Raw genomic sequence first — 18,594 nt, 5'->3', positions numbered from 1 at the left:
TCCGTTGGTCTTGCGATAGTCGGGGCCTACCAGTTTGGGGGTGGTCCAGTGTCACGCAGTGTTTTGCGCAAAACTCTCCTTGGCCTGTCGGTCTGTCTGGCGGCCAGTTGGGTCGTGCCAAACGCCTCGGCAGCATTGGATGGGGTGACGTTCAAGGTCGCTGGTGGCGATGAGGACGTGACCGCAACCCTTCGTGGCGCCTCTCTGTTGCTGGCTCTAGAAAGCACCGAAGCGGACGATATTTTCGCGGCGGCACGCGGCGAATACGGGCGGCTTATCGGCGCCCTATACGCAAAAGGCCGGTATTCCCCCGTCATTTCAGTCAAGATTGATGGCCGTGAGGCCTCGTCTATTGCGCCCTTAGATGCGCCATCGCGGGTGGGTAAGGTCGAAGTGTCGGTCGAACCTGGCCCGGTGTTTCGCTTTTCGAAGACGCGCATAGACCCGCTGGCGCGGGGGACGGATCTGCCGTCAGACTTTAAGCCGGGTGAAGTTGCGGAAAGCGATGTGGTGCGGCAGGCGGTCGATGCCGCGGTCGAAGGCTGGCGTGACAAGGGTTATGCAAAGGCCGAAGTCGCGAATCAATCTGTTGTGGCAGATCACCGTGCGTCCCAGCTTGCCGTTGATGTCGGGCTTGCCCCGGGGCCGCGGTTGCGGTTCGGGGCGGTCGCCATTGAAGGCAATGAACGCACCCGCACCAATCGCGTCCGCAAGATCGCGGGCCTTCCAGAAGGCGAACGCTTCAGCCCTGCTGAAATCGAACGCGCAGCAAACCGCCTGAGACGCACCGGGACCTTCAGTTCCGTCAGCATCGCCGAAGACGAAAACGTGACGCCGCCGGATCTTTTGGGCACCACGATTTCGGTCGTCGAGGAAAAGCCGCGCCGTCTGTCCTTTGGGGCCGAACTGTCCAGCCTCGACGGGTTGAATTTGAAGGCGTCATGGATGCACCGCAACATGTTCCGGGGTGCCGAGAAACTGGTGATCGACGCCGAAATCGCCCAGATCGCGGCGCAGAACACCGGCGTCGACTACCGTTTGGGCCTTAGCCTTGAACGTCCGGCAACGCTGACGCCTGACACCACCCTGCGTTTCTCGGTTGAATACGCGCATCTGGATGAGGGCTTTTTCACCGCTGATGGTGTCGAGACGAGCATCGGCTTTTCACATGTCTTCAGTGATGAACTGACCGGGCGGATCGACATCGGTTATGAACATATTGACGGCGAATTCTTTGCCCGTGACCGCAGCCGTATTGGCAGCTTCCTCTACCGGACCCTGACGCTGCCGGTCGGCGTCACATGGGACAAGCGTGACAGCAAGACCGACGCCAAGAAAGGCTTCTACATAGATGCCGAGGTCAAACCCTTCCTCGGATTCGGCACCACAGGGTCAGGCTTGCGCGCCTACGGCGATCTGCGGACCTATTATGGCGTAGGCGAAGAAGACAAGCTTGTCTTTGCAGGTCGCGTGCAGGCGGGGGCAGTCTTTGGTTCCACCCTTTTGAACACGCCACGCGATGATCTTTTCCTGTCCGGTGGGGGTGGCACCGTCCGTGGCCAACCCTATCAATCCTTGGGCATCACTGTACCGGCAGGGGCCAGCAGCTACACGATTGGCGGAAACCGCTTCCTTGCAGGCTCGCTTGAGGCGCGCATGAAAGTCACCGAAAACATCGGCGTCGTTGGTTTTGTCGATGCCGGACGTGTGGATCAGGATGCGTTCTTCGGCGCGAATGGCGACTGGCACGCGGGGGCGGGTTTTGGCCTTCGCTATGACACGGGAATAGGCCCGATCCGGCTGGATGTGGCGGCCCCGGTGTCAGGCAAAACCGGCAAGGGCGTTCAGATTTATGTCGGCTTGGGGCAGGCATTCTGATGCGCTTTCTTGTATTCCCCGCACTTCTGTCTGGCCTCGTCTCGCTGCCCTTTGCGGTCCATGCTCAAGAAACCGAGCAAGAGCGCACCGACCGGGGCCGGATCGTGGCCTTCATCGAAGACAATCTCTCGGGCGCAGGGCGGCAGGTGATCCTTCGGGATTTTGAAGGGGCGCTGTCGTCCCGGGCAACCGCATCACAGCTGACCATTGCCGATGAGCAGGGCATCTGGCTGACCGTCAATGACATCGTGCTGGACTGGAACCGGTCTTCGCTGCTGTCGGGCGCTCTGTCGGTGAATGAACTCACGGCAGGCGAAATCATCGTCGAACGCGCACCTGTGTCTGAAGATGACGGCGCCGCGCCCGAAGCCACGGGCTTCAGCCTGCCAGAACTTCCCGTATCGGTAGACATCGGAAAGATCAGCGCGGTCAAGGTTGTTCTTGGGGAAAGCTTGATCGGCCAGCCCGTCGAAGGCACGGTAGACGCAGCCCTTAGCCTGAATGGTGGGGCGGGCAATGCAAGCCTCACGATCAATCGCACCGACGATGGACCGGATGGCGAAATCTCTCTGCAAGCCAGCTACGACAATGCCTCGCGCAGGCTCTCCATCGACCTCAAGGCTTTGGAAGCGGCGGACGGTCTGGCCGTCAACCTGCTCGGCATTCCCGGCAAGCCATCGGCCAATCTGTCGATCCTTGGTTCCGGGCCATTGTCTGATTTTTCGGCGGAAATTGACCTTTCGACCGAAGGGCAAGAGCGTTTGACCGGTCTGGTCGTCTTGAAAGAGACAGGGGACGAGGCCAGCCCCAACATGGCCTTTTCGGCCGATCTCTCGGGCGATCTCGCACCGCTTTTCGTTCCCGAATACCAAGATTTCTTTGGACCCAACGTTGCCTTGAAAGTCTCCGGCTCGCGCGCGGCTTCGGGGGCCTTGGACCTTTCCAATCTGATGGTCGACACCCGCAGCCTGCATCTGGAAGGCGCCCTTCGCCTCGCGTCCGATGGCCTGCCCGAACGCTTGGACCTGACCGGTCGCTTGTCCGACCCTTCTGGCAATATGGTCACCCTGCCTGTCGGCAGCCCGGTTTCGCTGCGCAGCCTTGATCTTGTGATCGGCTATGACAGCAGCGAGGGCGAAACATGGTCGGCCCGCCTGACCGGTGCAGAACTGGACGTGCCGCAAGTCAAGGTGCCCTCGTTCGACCTGACGGGTTCGGGTCGCATCACCCGCCGGGGCAATGATCCGGTGTTTGGCGGCACGCTGACTGGCACTGTGGCAGGTATGGATTTCGCCGATCCAAGGCTGGCGCAGGCCTTGGGGCCGGATCTGGCGCTTGAAACCCGGCTCTGGTGGCAGCGATCTGCCGATATTCTGAACATCGGAACGCTCACTGCCCAAGGCGAAGGTTTGAAGCTCACCCTTTCGGGCGAAATCGACGATCTCTCCTCGGGCTTTCGGATGGTGGGGCAAAGCACGGTCGTCGCCAGCGACCTTGGGCGGTTCTCGGGCTTTGCCGGGCGGCCTTTGTCTGGCGCGGGCGAGATCCTGATCTCTGGTCAGGGCAGCCCCTTGGGCGGCGACTTCGATGTGGACGTGAATGTGCTTGGCCGTGACATCGGTCTGGGTATCGAACAGGTCGACCGGCTTTTGGCCGGCAACTCGGTGCTTGATCTGACTGTTGTGCGCGACCCGACCGGCACCGATCTGCGGAAACTGGTCTTGCGAACCTTGGCCGTCAACGTCGATGGCAGCGGCAGCCTCGCCTCCGACCTTGCGATGGCAGACCTGAATTTCACCGTCTCCGACCTGTCGGTGGCTGGACCCGATTATCGGGGGCAGGCGTCGGGCAAGGCCACGCTGTCCGGCCCGCTTTTGAATGGGCGCGCCGATGTGACCGCCCAGATTCAGGCGCAGGATGTTCGGCTTTCCATTTCGCAACTCGACCAACTGCTAGAGGGTCAAACCTCTCTGGATTTCGAAGGCACAATTACAGATCAGTCGCTGCAAATCACGCGCGCCGATCTGCGCGGAAAAACCTATACGGCGCAGGCCACCGGCGTTGTTTCCACCTCTGTCAGCGATCTGAAAGGGCGGGTCGAACTCTCGGATATCTCGGTCGTCCATGCCCCGTTCGGCGGCGCGGTCGGTGCCGATTTCACCGTGCAAGGCTCTGCGGAAATAGCCGCCATCGCGCTTGATGCCGTGACCACCGACCTGACCGTTGGCATCCCCGAGGCAGACGGGCTGTTGCGCGGGCGGACAACGGCGCGCTTGGTCGCTGACCTTGACGGCACGGCCTTGACGGTGACCGAAGCACAGGTCGACGGGCAATATGTCCGGGCCCGGCTTGAGGGACTTCTGGACGCGGAAAACCAAAGCGACGTGACCGGGCGCGTGGCACTTTCCGACCTCTCGGCGCTTCGCACGGGGTTCGGCGGGGCAGTCGAGGTCGATTTCACCGCAAAGGGGACGCCGCAGGATGCGGCGCTAAGCCTTGCCTCGGTTGCGCGGAACCTGCGTGTCGGCCAGTCGCAGGCGGATGCGCTGATGGCAGGGACCACAACCGTCGACGCCCAGATCCGCCTCAAAGACGGGCAAATCCGTGTCGATGCGGCCAACCTTCAAAACCCTCAGCTTTCGGCCAATGCATCGGGGCAGGTGGCGAACGGAGAAAACGCGCTCACTCTGGACGCGCGTCTGGCAAGCCTTGCACTGTTGCTGCCCGAATTTCCCGGCCCCGTCACGTTGCGCGGCACGGCCAAGGAAAGCGCCAATGGCTACGCCGTCGATCTTGCGGGCACAGGGCCGGGGCAGATCAACGCGACCGTCAAAGGGCAGATCAACGGTGATTTCCGGGGCGGCAATCTGGCCATCGCGGGCACGGCGCAGGCAGGCCTTGCAAACCCCTATCTGGGAACGCGCGTCCTTTCTGGCCCAGTCTCGCTGGACATGCGGCTGAACGGTCCCTTTGCCCTGTCCTCCTTGTCAGGGCGGGTCAATCTGTCGAACGGGCGGCTTGCCGATGCGACGCTGCCTTTCTCGCTGACCGAATTGAATGCCGATATTGGCGTCTCTGTGGGGCAGGCAGATGTCAATGTCACCTCGCGCGTCTCGTCCGGTGGCAGGCTCAGCGTCCGGGGCGGGATCGGTGCAACCGCACCATACAATGCCGATCTTGGCATCACCCTTTCCGGCGTGGTGCTGAAAGACCCGCAACTTTACCAAACCCGCGCGAATGGCGAACTGCGCCTTGCCGGGCCTTTGACGGGCGGTGCCGTGCTTTCGGGCCGTGTGGCCCTGCCAGAAACGGAAATTCGCATCGCCTCGACGGGCCTAGGTGCCGCTGGCGATTTGTCAGGCCTCGTGCATGTCAATGAACCGGGGGCAGTGCGGGAAACCCGTCGCCGTGCAGGTTTGCTGGATACGGCCGCATCCGACACGTCGTCAGGGCCAAGCCGCCCCTATGGCCTTGATCTCTTGATCTCTGCCCCGAACCGCTTGTTCATTCGTGGCCGGGGACTTGACGCGGAATTGGGCGGCGAGCTGCGCGTGTCTGGCACAACCGACAATGTCATCCCTTCGGGCGCGTTCCGCCTGATCCGGGGCCGATTGGAAATTCTTGGCCGAAGGCTCGACCTGTCAGAGGCGACGCTACAACTCGAAGGCAGCTTCGACCCTTACCTTCGCGTGGTGGCCAGCACACAGGCCGATTACATCACCGCCAATGTGGTGATCGAAGGCCAGGCCTCCGATCCGGATGTCTCCTTCACATCTTCGCCAGAGTTGCCCGAAGAAGAGGTGATCGCGCAAATCCTCTTTGGCAAACGCCTGCAAAACCTGTCCGCCTTTCAGGCTTTGCAACTGGCCAATGCCGTCGCCACGCTGGCCGGTCGTGGCGGTGAGGGTGTCATCACCAAACTGCGCAAAGGCGCAGGGCTTGATGACCTCGACGTGCAGACCTCCGAAGACGGAACGACCCAGCTGAAAGCCGGAAAATACCTAGGCGAAAACCTCTATACCGAGGTCACTGTCGACCAGAACGGCAAAAGCGAAATCAGCCTGAATCTGGACCTGACCAAGAACGTCACCATCAAAGGCCGCGTCGGCAACACCGGAGACACCGGCATCGGCATCTACTACGAGAAGGATTATTAAGGCGTTTCGCGTCTAAAGCCTAAGCAGACGCAAAACGCCTTAAACCTGCCGCTTCAGCAGGCGGGTTTGAAGTTGTCGATGATGGCAACGGCCTCATCTGCCGTTTCGACATAATGGAACAGGTCCAGATCCTCGGGGCTGATCGTGCCTGCTTCGGCCAAAGCCTTCCAGTTGATCACGGTTTCCCAGAACTCCTTCCCGAACAGAAGGAAGGGAATCGGTTTCATCCGCTGCGTCTGGATCAGCGTCAGGCTTTCAAACATCTCGTCCAGCGTGCCAAAGCCACCGGGAAAGACACAGACCGCCTTGGCCCGCATCAGGAAATGCATCTTCCGGATCGCGAAATAGTGGAAGTTGAAGCACAGGTCCGGCGTCACATAGGGGTTCGGGGCCTGCTCATGCGGCAGAACGATGTTCAGCCCAATGGATTGCCCCCCTGCCTCTTGCGCGCCGCGATTGCCCGCCTCCATCACGCCCGGCCCGCCGCCTGTCATGACCACGTTTTCACGGCCATAGCTGGCCATGCTGCGTTCGGTCATCAGCTTGGCGAAAATCCGCGCCTCTTCGTAATAGGCGCTCAGCTTGGCCAACGTCGGGGTCTTGGCCTTGTCCTTGTTCTCGGGTGCCGGAATCCGGGCGCCGCCGAACATCACGATGGTGCTTTCAATCCCGCGTTCGTCCATCACCAGTTGAGGCTTCAGCAACTCCAATTGCAGCCGCACCGGCCGCAACTCCTCGCGCAGCATGAAGTCACTGTCCGAAAAGGCCAGCCGATAGGCCGGGGCGCGGGTCTGTGGCGTGTCCGGAATCCGGTCTGCTGCGGCAATATCCTGCTGGCTGTCGCGGAAAGGATGGGTGCGGGGGTCGTCTTTCATACGGAAATGGTCCTGCCTGCGCATTGCGTGGTTCTGTCTCAAGCCTTATAGCCTTGGCCCGACAGCACAACCGAAAAAGGGGCACGCCATGCAATATGCCGATCTCGAAAAAGCCATCGAAGCCGCATGGGAGGCCCGTGACGGGATCAATCCGCACACCAAGGGCGAACAGCGCGACGCCATCGAAGCCACGCTGACCGCATTGGACAGCGGCAAACTGCGCGTGGCCGAACGTCAGGCCGACGGCAACTGGCACGTGAACCAATGGGCCAAGAAAGCCGTGCTTCTGGGCTTCCGCATCAAGGATATGGAAGTGCATGTGAACGGCCCGCAGGGCGGCACATGGTGGGACAAGGTCGACAGCAAGTTCGCCCATTGGGGCGAGGCTCAGTGGAAAGCCGCAGGCTTCCGCGCCGTGCCGAACTGCGTTGTCCGCCGCTCGGCCTATATCGCCAAGGGCGTGGTCCTCATGCCGTCCTTCGTCAACCTCGGCGCTTTTGTCGATGAAGGCACGATGGTCGACACTTGGGCCACCGTCGGCTCTTGCGCCCAGATCGGCAAGAACGTGCACCTCTCGGGCGGTGTCGGCATCGGCGGCGTCTTGGAACCGATGCAGGCTGGCCCCACCATCATCGAAGACAACTGCTTTATCGGTGCCCGCTCCGAGGTCGTCGAAGGCTGCATCGTGCGCGAAGGCTCGGTCCTTGGCATGGGCGTGTTCATCGGCAAATCGACCAAGATCGTCGACCGTGAAACCGGCGCTGTCACCTATGGCGAAGTGCCTGCAGGCTCGGTCGTCGTCGCAGGCTCGATGCCCTCGAAGAACGGCATCAACCTCTACTGCGCGGTGATCGTGAAAAAGGTCGACGCCCAGACCCGCTCAAAGACCTCGATCAACGAACTGCTGCGCGACTGATCCGCCGCGGCACAGACCCAAAGATCAGCCCCGCGCCCAACAGGGTGCGGGGTTTTTCTTTGCGCCCCATCCCGGCGGGCTTGGGGCTGTTCAGCATTTCCGCAACCCGCTATAGAGGCCCGCAAAGAAAAGGTGGGTCATGACAGAGAAACCGAAACGTCCGCAGCAGGTCTTCTCCCTTGTTGTCGAAGTCGGCCGCAAAAAAGACGATGGCCTTCCCGACAAGGCAACGGGCGGGGCGCTCTTGTGCTATGCCTCTGGCGTGGATGAGGCAGAAGCCGTGCGCGAAACCGTGGCCATCCTGAAAGACGCGGATCTGGCCGTGCTGGAAGTGCAGGGCCTTGGCACGCTGGACGAACGCCGCGCGGCGGGCGAAGAGATCGGCGCCGAGGACGAAGAACTGATGCAGCGGGCGCTGGAAGAAAACTCGGTCATCGTCGCGCAGATGACGCCGTTTTTCGACTGATCCGTTTTCAGGCGGCCCCGTGTCTTGTCCGCCGCCCAATCAGGCTGACCAATTGCTGGGCTTCAAACGGGTGCAGCACAGAGCGCGGGGCTTCGGCCACCGGCCCGTGGCTTAGAATGCGAAGCCCATCGGCCAACAGCAATTCCGGCATACCCAGATCAATCGCGACGCAATCTGTTGCGGCGCGATAGCCGTCCACGCGGGCAATGGTGCCGTCGGTCAGGTTGGCGGCGTGGATCAGCACTTCCTCTTCACCAAACATATATTCCACTTCGGGACCGTCCATCAGAACAAGCTGGTCGGCCGAAATCAGCACGTCGCTCCGCTGCCCCAAAAAGGGGGCGCGCAGGATGACAGGCGCAAAGCTGCCGCGGCTGGGCAGGCGCAGTCGGTGCAAGTTCAAGACGGGCTGCAAACCGTTGTCTTCGGTCATCACCATATCGCCCGGTCTCAGGTTCCCGGCAGAAACCGGTCCGCGGGCGGTTTCAATCGGCGTCCGCAATCCAACCCAAGGCGCGCGTGCCGGCGGTTCGTTGCCTTGGGTGACGCCGAACCACAACAACGACGGATGCCGAGATCCCGCGCCATCCGGGCGGCACATATCCGACAGATCTTCTTCGCGCAGCATGATCGGGTTCACGCCTTGGGCGCGCAGTTCCTCGCCCTGTCCCAACAGCGAAAAGGTCAGAACCCAGCGGTCGGCCAACTGGTTCCAGCCATAGGTGATCCGTGCCGTTCCCTGACCCATTGGCAGCGGGCCGGGCAGAACATGGCGGCGCACCGCGTTTCCAGTGCGCTGCAAGACGACAATCCCGGTCTTGCCATCAAGAAAGACTGAAAAGGTCCGCGCCTCATCCCATTGCGGCTGCCAATCCAGCACAACCGCGGTGCTGGCCAAGGGCAGAGACACCTCGCAGATGAACAATGCGCGCCGCAGCGGGCGTGCCTCACCCTCTGGTGGCTGGCTTAGGTCAGACAGGGCGATCCAGTCTTTCATATTCCGCTACGCCGCCTTGTCCGCCGACAGCAGAAGCTGCGCCTCATAGCTTTTCAACAGCTTGCGAACGGCCGGGCTATAGCCTTCGCCGGTCTGCGGATTAAGCTTGGGGAAAATCTGCCGGATTTCTTCAATCACCTCTGATTCAAACAACTGCGTCGTCTGCGGCCCCGGCAAAAAGCTTTCGGTGGTCAGACCGGCAGAGGAAACCAGCTGATGCTTGTCAAAAAGGATGTGGAAATAGTCGACCATTCCGCCCGACCGAATCCGAACCGAGCGTCCATTGACCAGATCCTTGGCCGCAATCAGCACTTCTTCTTCGCCGAACAAAAGCTCGGCCAGACTGTCGCGCACCAGGACGCGATGCTGGGGCGACACCAGAAGTCGCCGATGCGGCCCGAAGGTCCCTTCGCGAATTTCAATCGGCGCCAATGTCCCGATGGCGGCAACGCGACGCTGTCCGATCCAGCGCACCGGCTGCGCTCCGTCATCCTTGGTCATGACCAAGTCGCCCGGCTCCAATTGCTCGACCGGCCTTTCGCCATCCGGTGTCAGGATCATGGTGCCCGCGACAAAGCAGGGAATGGAGTTGATGGTGACGATCCCCACGTCATTCGGTCCCTGACCATCGCCCAGCCTTGTGGTGTAGGTGAAATTGACCGTCTCGGTGTCGCCATCGCCAATGACGGTCAGGGTTCCATCGGCATTCAGCCGAACCTGCTGGCCCGAGGGCAGGGTGATGACCTGCCCCGCGACGACGGGAATTCCGTTGATATGGGTGATGATCAGTTCCGCCGTTCCCGGCCCCACGTCATTGGCCAGAACGTCGATCGTCTTTTCGCCATTCGGATTGACCGTAACCGTGTCATCCACCGCCACGACCACGGTCTGAACCGAATCCGCCGCGATCATCAGGGCCGAGTCATATTGAGAGTCTGACGTATCGGCGATCCCGATCCGGATCGAATTCACGACCCCCGGATTGACCGGAATGGTCAGGCTCAGCGTTACCGTGAACCCGTCCATCTCGGTGTTATAGGCGTCGTTCAGGTTTGACACCGTCAGGTTCGATTGCGTCGCCTGATTGATATTGTTGACCGAGGTCAGGCCGTTCCCGACACCGATCGGAACATAGCTGCCATTGATCCAGACCCCGACCACATCGTTGAACTGTGAAGCCACATATTCCGGGTATTCTTCCGACGCGAAGGTAAACTGGATCGTCATCACATTGCCGGTCGGGATGAAATCGACATCCATCCAGGCAGCATCATAGGTGTTCGTTCCGGCAACGGCATTGAACTGGCTGTTGTTGTTGATCCCCGACGTATCGGTCGAGGTGCCCGACGACCGGTTCGGATCGCCCCAAGACTGGGTGAAATTCCGCACGTCCCCGGTCGAAAAGATCACGCCGGTGTTCGATGGCGCAACGCCCCCGGTCAGATCGCCATTCGTGTAGATCGCCGAGGAATAGGACGGCCCGGTATAGCTAGCCCCGACGACCGTGGTGCCCTCGCCAAAGATCGAATTCGCCATCGACAATGCCGAGGCATAGATGTTGTAGCCTAGTTCTGCTCCGGTCGCCAAACCTGTTGCCCCTTTTCTAAGAGGCAGGGAAAGACACGCGGCCGGACAAAGCCCGGTTGCGCCTTTTGCTTAGTGGTGGGTTCGTTGACCCTGCTCTTGCCCTGCCTCAGGACTTATCCTTAAGTTCAGGCTTAACAGACTTTTGACACGCGCAATACATCTTTTTGCCATGTTCTTCGGCACTTGGCCCGGCGGGGCGCGAAAACCGTAGCAGCCGCGCAACAGGCCTCTGCATTGCAGGGGCGCGTGGGGCGCGTTATGGCTAGGGCGCGCAAATTGGAGTGTCTGATGTCCCAGCCCGTCGATCCCGTCAAACTGACCGCCGACCTGATCCGCTGCCCCTCGGTCACGCCGGCCGAAGGCGGGGCGCTGGGCGTTCTGGAAACGCTGCTGTCGGACGCGGGCTTCACCTGCACGCGGGTCGACCGCAACGGCATCGCCAATCTCTATGCCCGCTGGGGCACACGCGGCGCGAACCGCAGCTTTGGCTTCAACGGCCATACCGATGTGGTGCCGGTGGGCGACCTGTCCGCCTGGACGCAAGACCCCTTTGGCGCGGCCATCGTCGATGGCTGGATGTATGGGCGCGGCGCCACCGATATGAAATCCGGCGTCGCAGCCTTTGCCGCCGCCGCCATCGACTTTATCCGCGAAACCCCTCCCGATGGCGCCGTGATCCTTGCCATCACCGGGGATGAGGAAGGCGACGCCCAAGACGGCACCACCGCGCTTCTGGACTGGATGGCCGCCAATGGCGAACGCATGACCCATTGCCTAGTGGGTGAACCAACCTGCCCCAATGAAATGGGCGATATGATGAAGATCGGCCGCCGTGGCTCGATGACCTGCTGGTTCACCGCTACCGGAGTGCAGGGCCATTCCGCCTATCCCCACCGCGCCAAGAACCCGATGTCCGCGCTGGTCAAATTGCTGGCCCGGCTCGAGGAAAAACCGCTGGACGAGGGCACCGACCATTTTGACGCCTCGACCCTCGCCATCACCACCATCGACTGCGGCAACCCCGCCAATAACGTGATCCCGGCCAAGGGCACCGCCACCGTCAACATCCGCTTCAACGACAGCCATTCCGGCGCCAGCCTGACCGACTGGCTCAAGTCCCACGCGCAGGCTGTAGAGCGTGAAACCGGCGTCCATATCGCCTGCCGCATCCAGATTTCCGGCGAAAGCTTCCTCACCCCTCCGGGCGAGCTGTCCGAAATGATCGCCCGCGCGGTCAAGGCCGAAACCGGCCGCACGCCCGAGCTTTCCACCTCCGGCGGCACCTCGGATGCGCGCTTTGTGAAAAACCATTGCCCCGTCGTCGAATTCGGCCTTGTCGGCAAAACCATGCATCAGGTCGATGAGCGCGTGCAGGTCGATCAAATCCACCAGTTGAAATCCATCTACACCCGCATCCTTCGCGACTATTTCGCATGATCGACATTCGCCCCACCCGCGACATCGCCACCTGCCGCCTTCTGCGCCGCAAGGTCTTTATCGAAGAACAAGGCGTCAGCGAGGCCGATGAGATCGACGACAAGGATGATCAGGCCATCCACCTTCTCGCCACCGTCGATGGCACGCCCATGGGCTCCGCCCGTCTGCTGCTGTCAGGCAACACCGGCAAGATCGGCCGCGTCTGCGTCCTGTCCGATGCACGTGGCACCGGCCTTGGCGCCGCCCTGATGCGCGCCGCTGTCGACGAACTACGCCGCCAACCGGGCATCACCCGCGCCAAACTCGGCGCACAAACCCATGCACTCGGGTTCTACGAACGCCTCGGCTTCACCGCCGAAGGCCCCATCTACGACGACGCCGGCATCCCGCATCGGGACATGGTGATGGTGTTTTAGGGGACTAATTTGATCTGCTCACCGCCGCAGATCAGGGTCGGCTTAGATTTTTGCGCTGCGGATGCTTGCGATCACAGCAAGCGTGTCTTTTGGAGTTGCAATGTGTTTCATCCCGAGACTGGAGAGTTTGTCCCAGTTGCTTTGAAAGTCTCTGGTATTGTTGGTCACAAAAATATCCCGAGCCGCGTATATGTGTGAGTAAGCCGAAACAACATCACACCAAGTATTTCGCCACCGTGATAGTTCTTCTGATTGGATAACTTCGTCAGTTAGAATGGCGCCGATTGGTAAGCGATCTGTTGGTTCTCTAGGAACATTTGGGGCTATGGCTTCCCATAATCTGCCCATGTCCTCTTCAAAATTGTCATTTTCATCCAAATAGAAACAGAAATCATAGTAGCTAAGGCTAGGTACTGCTGGCATCGGGACGAGTGGCAAGTCTTGCCAACCTAGCCCATTCAGGCGTTCGGTGAAAAGTTCGGCGTTTCCTGGAAACCTTTTCGATTTGGAGTTTTCGGACGCAGACGCGGCAAGTAGTGCGACCTCAAGGTGGCCTTGACGATGCATGTCTACGAGGTCGATTACGTATTGCGCTTGAGCGCGACCTTCCTCAACTTCTATTATGCAGTTCCAATCAAAAGTTAGCTTCATCTTCGGCCCAATTGAAATGTAGCCATATTGTATCGTCTTGCTGATCGGTTAGACAACTTTGTCATGTGATCTGTCGGGAGATGGCACTGTTTGAAGTTCTCTAGGTACCAGCACTCCCCGTCTGCACGGGGGGTGTACAGAGGGTGTACGCGGGGTGACATGGTAATTTGCTGGAAATCCGCCCCGGCTCGCGCTAGGTTTGTTCACTATATGTTCACATCATGCGCTGCGATTCCATGCCCATTGCCGAGCTTTGCGCCCTGACCAATTTCACCTTTCTCACCGGGGCTTCTCACCCCGAAGAGATGATGCAGGCTGCCCATGATGCGGGGCTGGTCGCGCTTGCGGTGACCGATGTGAACAGCCTTGCGGGCGTGGTTCGGGCCCATCAAAAGGCCCGTGATCTGCGCCGCGAAACCGGGTCATCCCCCCGTCTGATCCCCGGTGTGCGGCTGGTCTTGACCGATGGTTTTGCGGTCACTGCGCTGCCCCGTGACCGGGTGGCGTGGGGGCGGCTTTGTCGTTTGATTACAAAGGGTAACCTGCGGACAAACAAAGGCGAGTGCCATCTGGAATTTGGCGATTTGCTCGAATGGGGGCAGGGGATGGAGTTGCTTTTGCACCCTCCCGGTCAGCGGCTGACCCCGATTGCGCCGCCGCAAAAACAGGCGGGGTGGGAGCCGCGGGTGCACCGTCTGGCGCAGGCTTTTCCGGGGCAATGTTCGGTGGTTCTGGCCCCGCATTACGATGGCCAGGACCGCGCCCGCATGGCCCGCCATGCGGCCTTGGCCGAAGGTTTGGGCCTGCCCACCGTGGCCTCTTGCCTGCCCATGCTGCACCACCCCTCCCGCCGCCGTCTGGCCGACGCCCTCACCGCCATCCGCATGGGCCGCAAAGTGGTCGACCTCGGCCGCAACACCCTCCCCCACGGCGAACAGCGCCTGCGTCCGGAAGCCGAGCTTTTGCGGTTGTTTTCGGGGCATGAGGCGGCACTGGCACGAACGGGACAAGTCTCTGATCGCGCTGCGTTTTCCTTGGATGAATTGCGCTATGAATACCCGTCGGAAATCGCCGATGGCGAAACCCCTGCCGCCCGTCTAGCACGGCTTTCCGAGGAAGGTTTGCGCCGTCGCTATCCGCAAGGCGCCCCCGAAAGGGTTCGTGCCCAGATGGCCCATGAACTAACCCTGATCGGCAAGCTGAAATACGAACCCTATTTTCTGACCGTGCATGACATCGTCGATTTCGCCCGCAGCCAAGGCATCCTGTGCCAAGGCCGTGGCTCGGCGGCGAATTCGGTGGTGTGCTATGCGCTTGGGGTGACCTCGGTTTCGCCCGAAGTGGGCACCATGGTGTTTGAGCGTTTCGTGAGTGAGGCGCGGAACGAACCCCCTGATATTGATGTGGATTTTGAACATGAACGCCGCGAAGAGGTGATCCAGCACATCTATCGGAAATACGGCCGCCACCGCGCCGGGCTTTGCGCCACGGTGATCCATTACCGTGGCAAACGCGCGGTGCGCGAGGTGGGCGCGGCGATGGGGCTGACCGAGGATACACTGTCGGCCATGTCCTCGCAGATCTGGGGTTTTGGCGGTCCAAAGGCCATCACCGACACCCGCCTGTCCGAGATCGGGTTGGACCCATCCGACCGCCGCCTGATGCAGACCTTGCGACTTGTCGAGGAAATTCAAGGCTTTCCACGCCACCTGTCGCAGCATGTGGGTGGCTTCATCATCACCGAAGGACGGCTGGATGAATTGGTGCCGATCGAAAACGCCACCATGGCGGACCGGACGGTGATCTGCTGGGACAAGGACGATATCGACACTTTGGGCATCCTGAAGGTGGACATTCTGGCTTTGGGGATGCTCAGTTGCATCCGCAAGGCCTTTGATCTGCTGGAAAAGCACCACGATCAGCGGGTCGATCTGGCCAGCCTGCCCCCCGAAGATCCGGCCACCTATGACATGCTGTGCAAGGCCGACAGTCTGGGTGTGTTTCAGGTGGAAAGCCGCGCGCAGATGAACTTTCTGCCCCGGATGCGGCCGCGCAGTTTCTATGATCTGGTCATTCAGGTGGCGATCATCCGGCCGGGACCGATACAGGGGGATATGGTCCACCCCTATCTGCGCAGGCGCAATGGGCAAGAGGTGGTGACCTTCCCCTCGGACGCCCTTGGCGCGGTTCTGGGCAAGACACTGGGCGTGCCCTTGTTTCAGGAACAGGCGATGCAGATTGCCATTGTCGGGGCAGGCTTTTCACCCGAAGAGGCCGACCGACTGCGGCGATCTTTGGCGACGTTCAAGAAGCACGGCAATGTCAGCGAGTTCCATGACCGCTTTCTGGAAGGGATGCAGCGCAACGGCTATGACGCAGATTTCGCGGCGCGCTGCTTTGCCCAGATTGAGGGCTTTGGCAGCTATGGTTTTCCCGAAAGCCATGCGGCCAGTTTTGCCCATCTGGTCTATGCCAGTGCATGGATAAAACATCACCATCCCGGCATCTTTGCCTGCGCACTTCTGAACAGTCAGCCGATGGGGTTCTATGCCCCGGCCCAGATCGTGCGCGATGCGCGGGAACATGGAGTTGTCGTGCTGCCGGTCTGCATCAATCGCAGCGACTGGGACAACCAGATGGAAGACCATGACAAGGGTTTGGCCCTGCGGTTGGGGTTCCGGCAGATCAAGGGTATGGGTGAGGAGGAAGCGCAGTGGATTGTTGCCGCACGGGGCAACGGATACCGCGAAGTGGCTGATGTCTGGCGCCGGGCCGGGGTGCACCCGGATACCGTTGAGCGGTTGTCGGAGGCCGATTGTTTTGCCGCGCTGGAAATCCCGCGCCGCGCCGCCTTGTGGGAGGCAAAGGCGTTGACGAAAGCGCGGCCTCTTCCGCTTTTCGCGGGGGATATGGATGGAGAGGGGATCATCGAGCCTGCCGTGGAGTTCCGCGAGATGACAACGGGGGAACAGGTGGTCGAGGATTACCTGTCGATGCGGCTGACATTGCGATTGCACCCAGTGGCGCTGCTGCGCTCTATTCTGACGCCCGATACAGCGGCGGTGCCGCCTCGGGGGGCATCGAGCCCCCTCTCGGCGGCGCTGCCGGGAGAGAGGCGTGCCATTGTCCTGTGAGGACGCGTTGCCCGGGGGCGCTGCCCCCGAAGCGCGCCTTGACCGGGCCAAGGCGCTTTCCCCCGGGATGTTTTCACCAAGGTAAAGGGTGCGGGGACAGCCCGCCCGGATCAGGCGCTGAGGCGGTCCGTGGCAAGCATATCCTGCACCATTGGCATCACCTTTTCCCCATAGAGACGGATGCATTCCAGCAAGGCACCATGCGGTTGCGGGCCGGTTGCGTATTTCATGTCAAAACGCTGAACCTTAAGCGCCTTGATGGCCCCCGCAATTTTCTTTGCGACCGTTTCAGGGCTGCCCACATAAAGCGACCCATGCTCTACCTCGGCCAAGAACCTGTCTTTGGTGACCGGGGCCCAACCACGTTCGCGCCCGATGCGCCCGAACATTTCGCGGTAATGGGGCCAAAGTCCCTCGCGGGCGGCTTCATCGGTTTCGGCAACGAAGCCGGGCGAGTGGATCCCGATGGGTCGCGCAGTTCGGCCCAGTTGATCGACCGCCCGGTGATACAGATCGACATAGGGAATGAAACGCCGCGGATCGCCACCAATGATTGCCAGCATAAGTTGCAGATCTTGGCGCACCACACGGACCACGGATTCCGGACTGCCACCGACGCCGACCCAAGTCACCAGACCGTTCGGGCCCAGGGGAGGGAAAACACGTTGGTTGGACAGGGGGGATCTGGTCTGACCATTCCAGCTTACCACAGGTTCGCGCAAAAGCGTGGCGAAAAGGTCGAGCTTCTCTTCGAAGAGTTGGTCATAGTCGTGAAGGTCATAGCCGAAGAGGGCATAGCTTTCGGTGAAGGAGCCACGCCCAAGGATTGCCTCGGCACGTCCATTCGACAGGGCGTTTAGCGTCGAAAAGCGCTGGAACACGCGCACGGGGTCATCTGAGGAAAGCACCGTCACGGCCGTCCCAAGACGAATTCGATTTGTTCGCCCCGCGATGGTGGCCAGAACGATTTCCGGCGCGGAAATGGCGAAATCGTCTCTGTGATGTTCACCAAGGCCGATAAAGTCGATACCCACCTGATCGGCGACGACAGCCTGTTCCACGACATCGCGCAACACCTGATCCATTGGCATCGCTGTGCCATCAGGCAGGCGAGTCACGTCACCGAACGTGTCGATCCCAAGGGACAAGGGCTGAGAGTGCAAAGCGGACATCAGAATTCTCCTTTGCCAGCAAGATAGGCCCTTTGCCGCTGTGCGAACAGTCACGGCAGAGCAGAGTCAACTCTGCATCAACGCACCATGGGTGATTAGGCGGCCAACAACGATCCTTTGCGAAACCTCGCAAAAAGCGCCTCAATCTGCGGATGGCCGATGTCATCAGCCGTCTTTCCCGAACGGAAGAAGCCGTTCAGCCCGGGAAGTTTATCGAGATCCTACTGTAGCGCACCTGAATGCCCCATCGACCAGTCAGAAAAACAGCCGGCTGCGAATGGGCCGTAAGGAGGGATCGACGCGTCGGGAACGCGCTCGTCCCGTTCAATGTTGACATAAGGCCGGTCGTCTTTGAAATTTGCCTACTGGGATGCGAAACGGGGCTTCATCGGTGTGGGCGATTTTCCAGGGGTAATTCATTCTCAGGAGACAAGGCCTAATTGCGTCGCCTTGATGACCCTCATGGCATCCTCAGGCGCGATGCCTAACAAAAGACCGCGCGCGCCAGCATTGATCCAAACCTTGGGTGCCGTGCAGGCGGTCTCCTCAAAAACAGCCGGTACGATGCGTTTTTGTCCAAAGGGAGAAATCCCACCAACGCGGTAGCCCGTCAGTTTCTCTGCCTTGGCGGGCAGCATCATCGCTGCGGACTTCCCACCGAAGGCCGCAGCCACTTTCCTCATCGAAAGCTGGCGGTTCGACGGGATGATACAGCATCCGGGTTTGCCATCTACCTCGACCATCAATGTCTTAAGCGTCAACGACGGGTCGAGACCCAGAGCCTGTGCCGCGGCAAGACCTACTGCATCTGCGTTCGGATCATACTCATAGGGGTGCAGGCTGACCTGTATCCCAGAAGCGTTGAGAAATTTTAGGGCCTGTGTCGCAGCCATCTTCAAACCTGTCAC

General features: G+C 60.5%; 13 protein-coding genes. 7 read left to right on the top strand and 6 right to left on the bottom strand.

Annotation, left to right across the window (positions count from 1 at the left end; genetic code table 11):
* The first annotated feature begins 48 nt into the window (after positions 1 to 48).
* Both ACSBLW_RS11220 and ACSBLW_RS11215 read left to right on the top strand, forming a co-directional pair.
* Positions 49 to 1,878, top strand: coding sequence for an autotransporter assembly complex protein TamA (locus tag ACSBLW_RS11220; RefSeq protein WP_435256707.1), 1,830 nt, complete (start codon positions 49 to 51; stop codon positions 1,876 to 1,878).
* Positions 1,878 to 6,035: a translocation/assembly module TamB domain-containing protein gene (locus ACSBLW_RS11215; protein WP_435256706.1), complete on the top strand. Its 4,158-nt coding sequence runs from the start codon at positions 1,878 to 1,880 to the stop codon at positions 6,033 to 6,035. The genes ACSBLW_RS11220 and ACSBLW_RS11215 overlap by 1 nt, the downstream gene beginning before the upstream one ends.
* Before the next feature lie 53 nt (positions 6,036 to 6,088).
* Here the strand turns inward: ACSBLW_RS11215 and ACSBLW_RS11210 are convergent, their stop codons facing one another.
* Complete coding sequence (locus tag ACSBLW_RS11210; RefSeq protein ID WP_435256705.1) at positions 6,089 to 6,910, bottom strand: TIGR00730 family Rossman fold protein; 822 nt, start codon at positions 6,908 to 6,910, stop codon at positions 6,089 to 6,091.
* Between the two features lie 88 nt (positions 6,911 to 6,998).
* Here ACSBLW_RS11210 and dapD point away from each other — a divergent pair, with 88 nt between their 5' ends.
* Both dapD and ACSBLW_RS11200 read left to right on the top strand, forming a co-directional pair.
* A complete protein-coding gene (gene dapD / locus ACSBLW_RS11205; protein ID WP_435256704.1) occupies positions 6,999 to 7,826 on the top strand; it encodes a 2,3,4,5-tetrahydropyridine-2,6-dicarboxylate N-succinyltransferase in 828 nt (275 codons plus the stop codon).
* 139 nt (positions 7,827 to 7,965) lie between these two features.
* Positions 7,966 to 8,292, top strand: coding sequence for a hypothetical protein (locus ACSBLW_RS11200; RefSeq protein ID WP_435256703.1), 327 nt, complete (start codon positions 7,966 to 7,968; stop codon positions 8,290 to 8,292).
* A 7-nt stretch (positions 8,293 to 8,299) separates the two neighbouring features.
* Here the strand turns inward: ACSBLW_RS11200 and ACSBLW_RS11195 are convergent, their stop codons facing one another.
* Both ACSBLW_RS11195 and ACSBLW_RS11190 read right to left on the bottom strand, forming a co-directional pair.
* Positions 8,300 to 9,289, bottom strand: a complete 990-nt coding sequence (locus ACSBLW_RS11195) for a Hint domain-containing protein (RefSeq protein WP_435256702.1) — start codon at positions 9,287 to 9,289, stop codon at positions 8,300 to 8,302.
* 6 nt (positions 9,290 to 9,295) lie between these two features.
* Positions 9,296 to 10,876 carry a Hint domain-containing protein gene (locus ACSBLW_RS11190; protein WP_435256701.1) on the bottom strand — a complete coding sequence of 527 codons (1,581 nt, stop codon included), beginning with the start codon at positions 10,874 to 10,876 and terminating at the stop codon, positions 9,296 to 9,298.
* A 288-nt stretch (positions 10,877 to 11,164) separates the two neighbouring features.
* Between ACSBLW_RS11190 and dapE the strand changes: the two genes are divergently transcribed.
* Positions 11,165 to 12,313, top strand: a complete 1,149-nt coding sequence (gene dapE / locus ACSBLW_RS11185) for a succinyl-diaminopimelate desuccinylase (RefSeq protein ID WP_435256700.1) — start codon at positions 11,165 to 11,167, stop codon at positions 12,311 to 12,313.
* Complete coding sequence (locus tag ACSBLW_RS11180; RefSeq protein WP_435256699.1) at positions 12,310 to 12,729, top strand: GNAT family N-acetyltransferase; 420 nt, start codon at positions 12,310 to 12,312, stop codon at positions 12,727 to 12,729. Before dapE ends, ACSBLW_RS11180 begins: the two co-directional genes overlap by 4 nt.
* A 42-nt stretch (positions 12,730 to 12,771) precedes the next feature.
* On the opposite strand, the gene ACSBLW_RS11175 is transcribed toward ACSBLW_RS11180, so the two are convergent.
* Positions 12,772 to 13,380, bottom strand: coding sequence for a hypothetical protein (locus ACSBLW_RS11175; protein WP_435256698.1), 609 nt, complete (start codon positions 13,378 to 13,380; stop codon positions 12,772 to 12,774).
* 236 nt (positions 13,381 to 13,616) lie between these two features.
* Here ACSBLW_RS11175 and ACSBLW_RS11170 point away from each other — a divergent pair, with 236 nt between their 5' ends.
* Positions 13,617 to 16,514, top strand: a complete 2,898-nt coding sequence (locus ACSBLW_RS11170; protein ID WP_435260097.1) for an error-prone DNA polymerase — start codon at positions 13,617 to 13,619, stop codon at positions 16,512 to 16,514.
* Between the two features lie 110 nt (positions 16,515 to 16,624).
* Here the strand turns inward: ACSBLW_RS11170 and ACSBLW_RS11165 are convergent, their stop codons facing one another.
* Entirely contained in the window at positions 16,625 to 17,686 is a 1,062-nt protein-coding gene (locus tag ACSBLW_RS11165; protein WP_435256697.1) for an LLM class flavin-dependent oxidoreductase, read from the bottom strand.
* Positions 17,687 to 18,108: 422 nt separating this feature from the next.
* Positions 18,109 to 18,579 (bottom strand): aminoacyl-tRNA deacylase, encoded by a 471-nt coding sequence (locus ACSBLW_RS11160; protein ID WP_435256696.1) that lies wholly within the window; start codon positions 18,577 to 18,579, stop codon positions 18,109 to 18,111.
* Positions 18,580 to 18,594: the final 15 nt, after the last annotated feature.

This window comes from Thioclava sp. FR2 (assembly GCF_051200875.1).
Lineage (GTDB): Bacteria > Pseudomonadota > Alphaproteobacteria > Rhodobacterales > Rhodobacteraceae > Pseudotabrizicola.
Note: the sequence above shows the minus strand (reverse complement) of the source record. Positions and strands in the feature narration are given on the sequence as shown.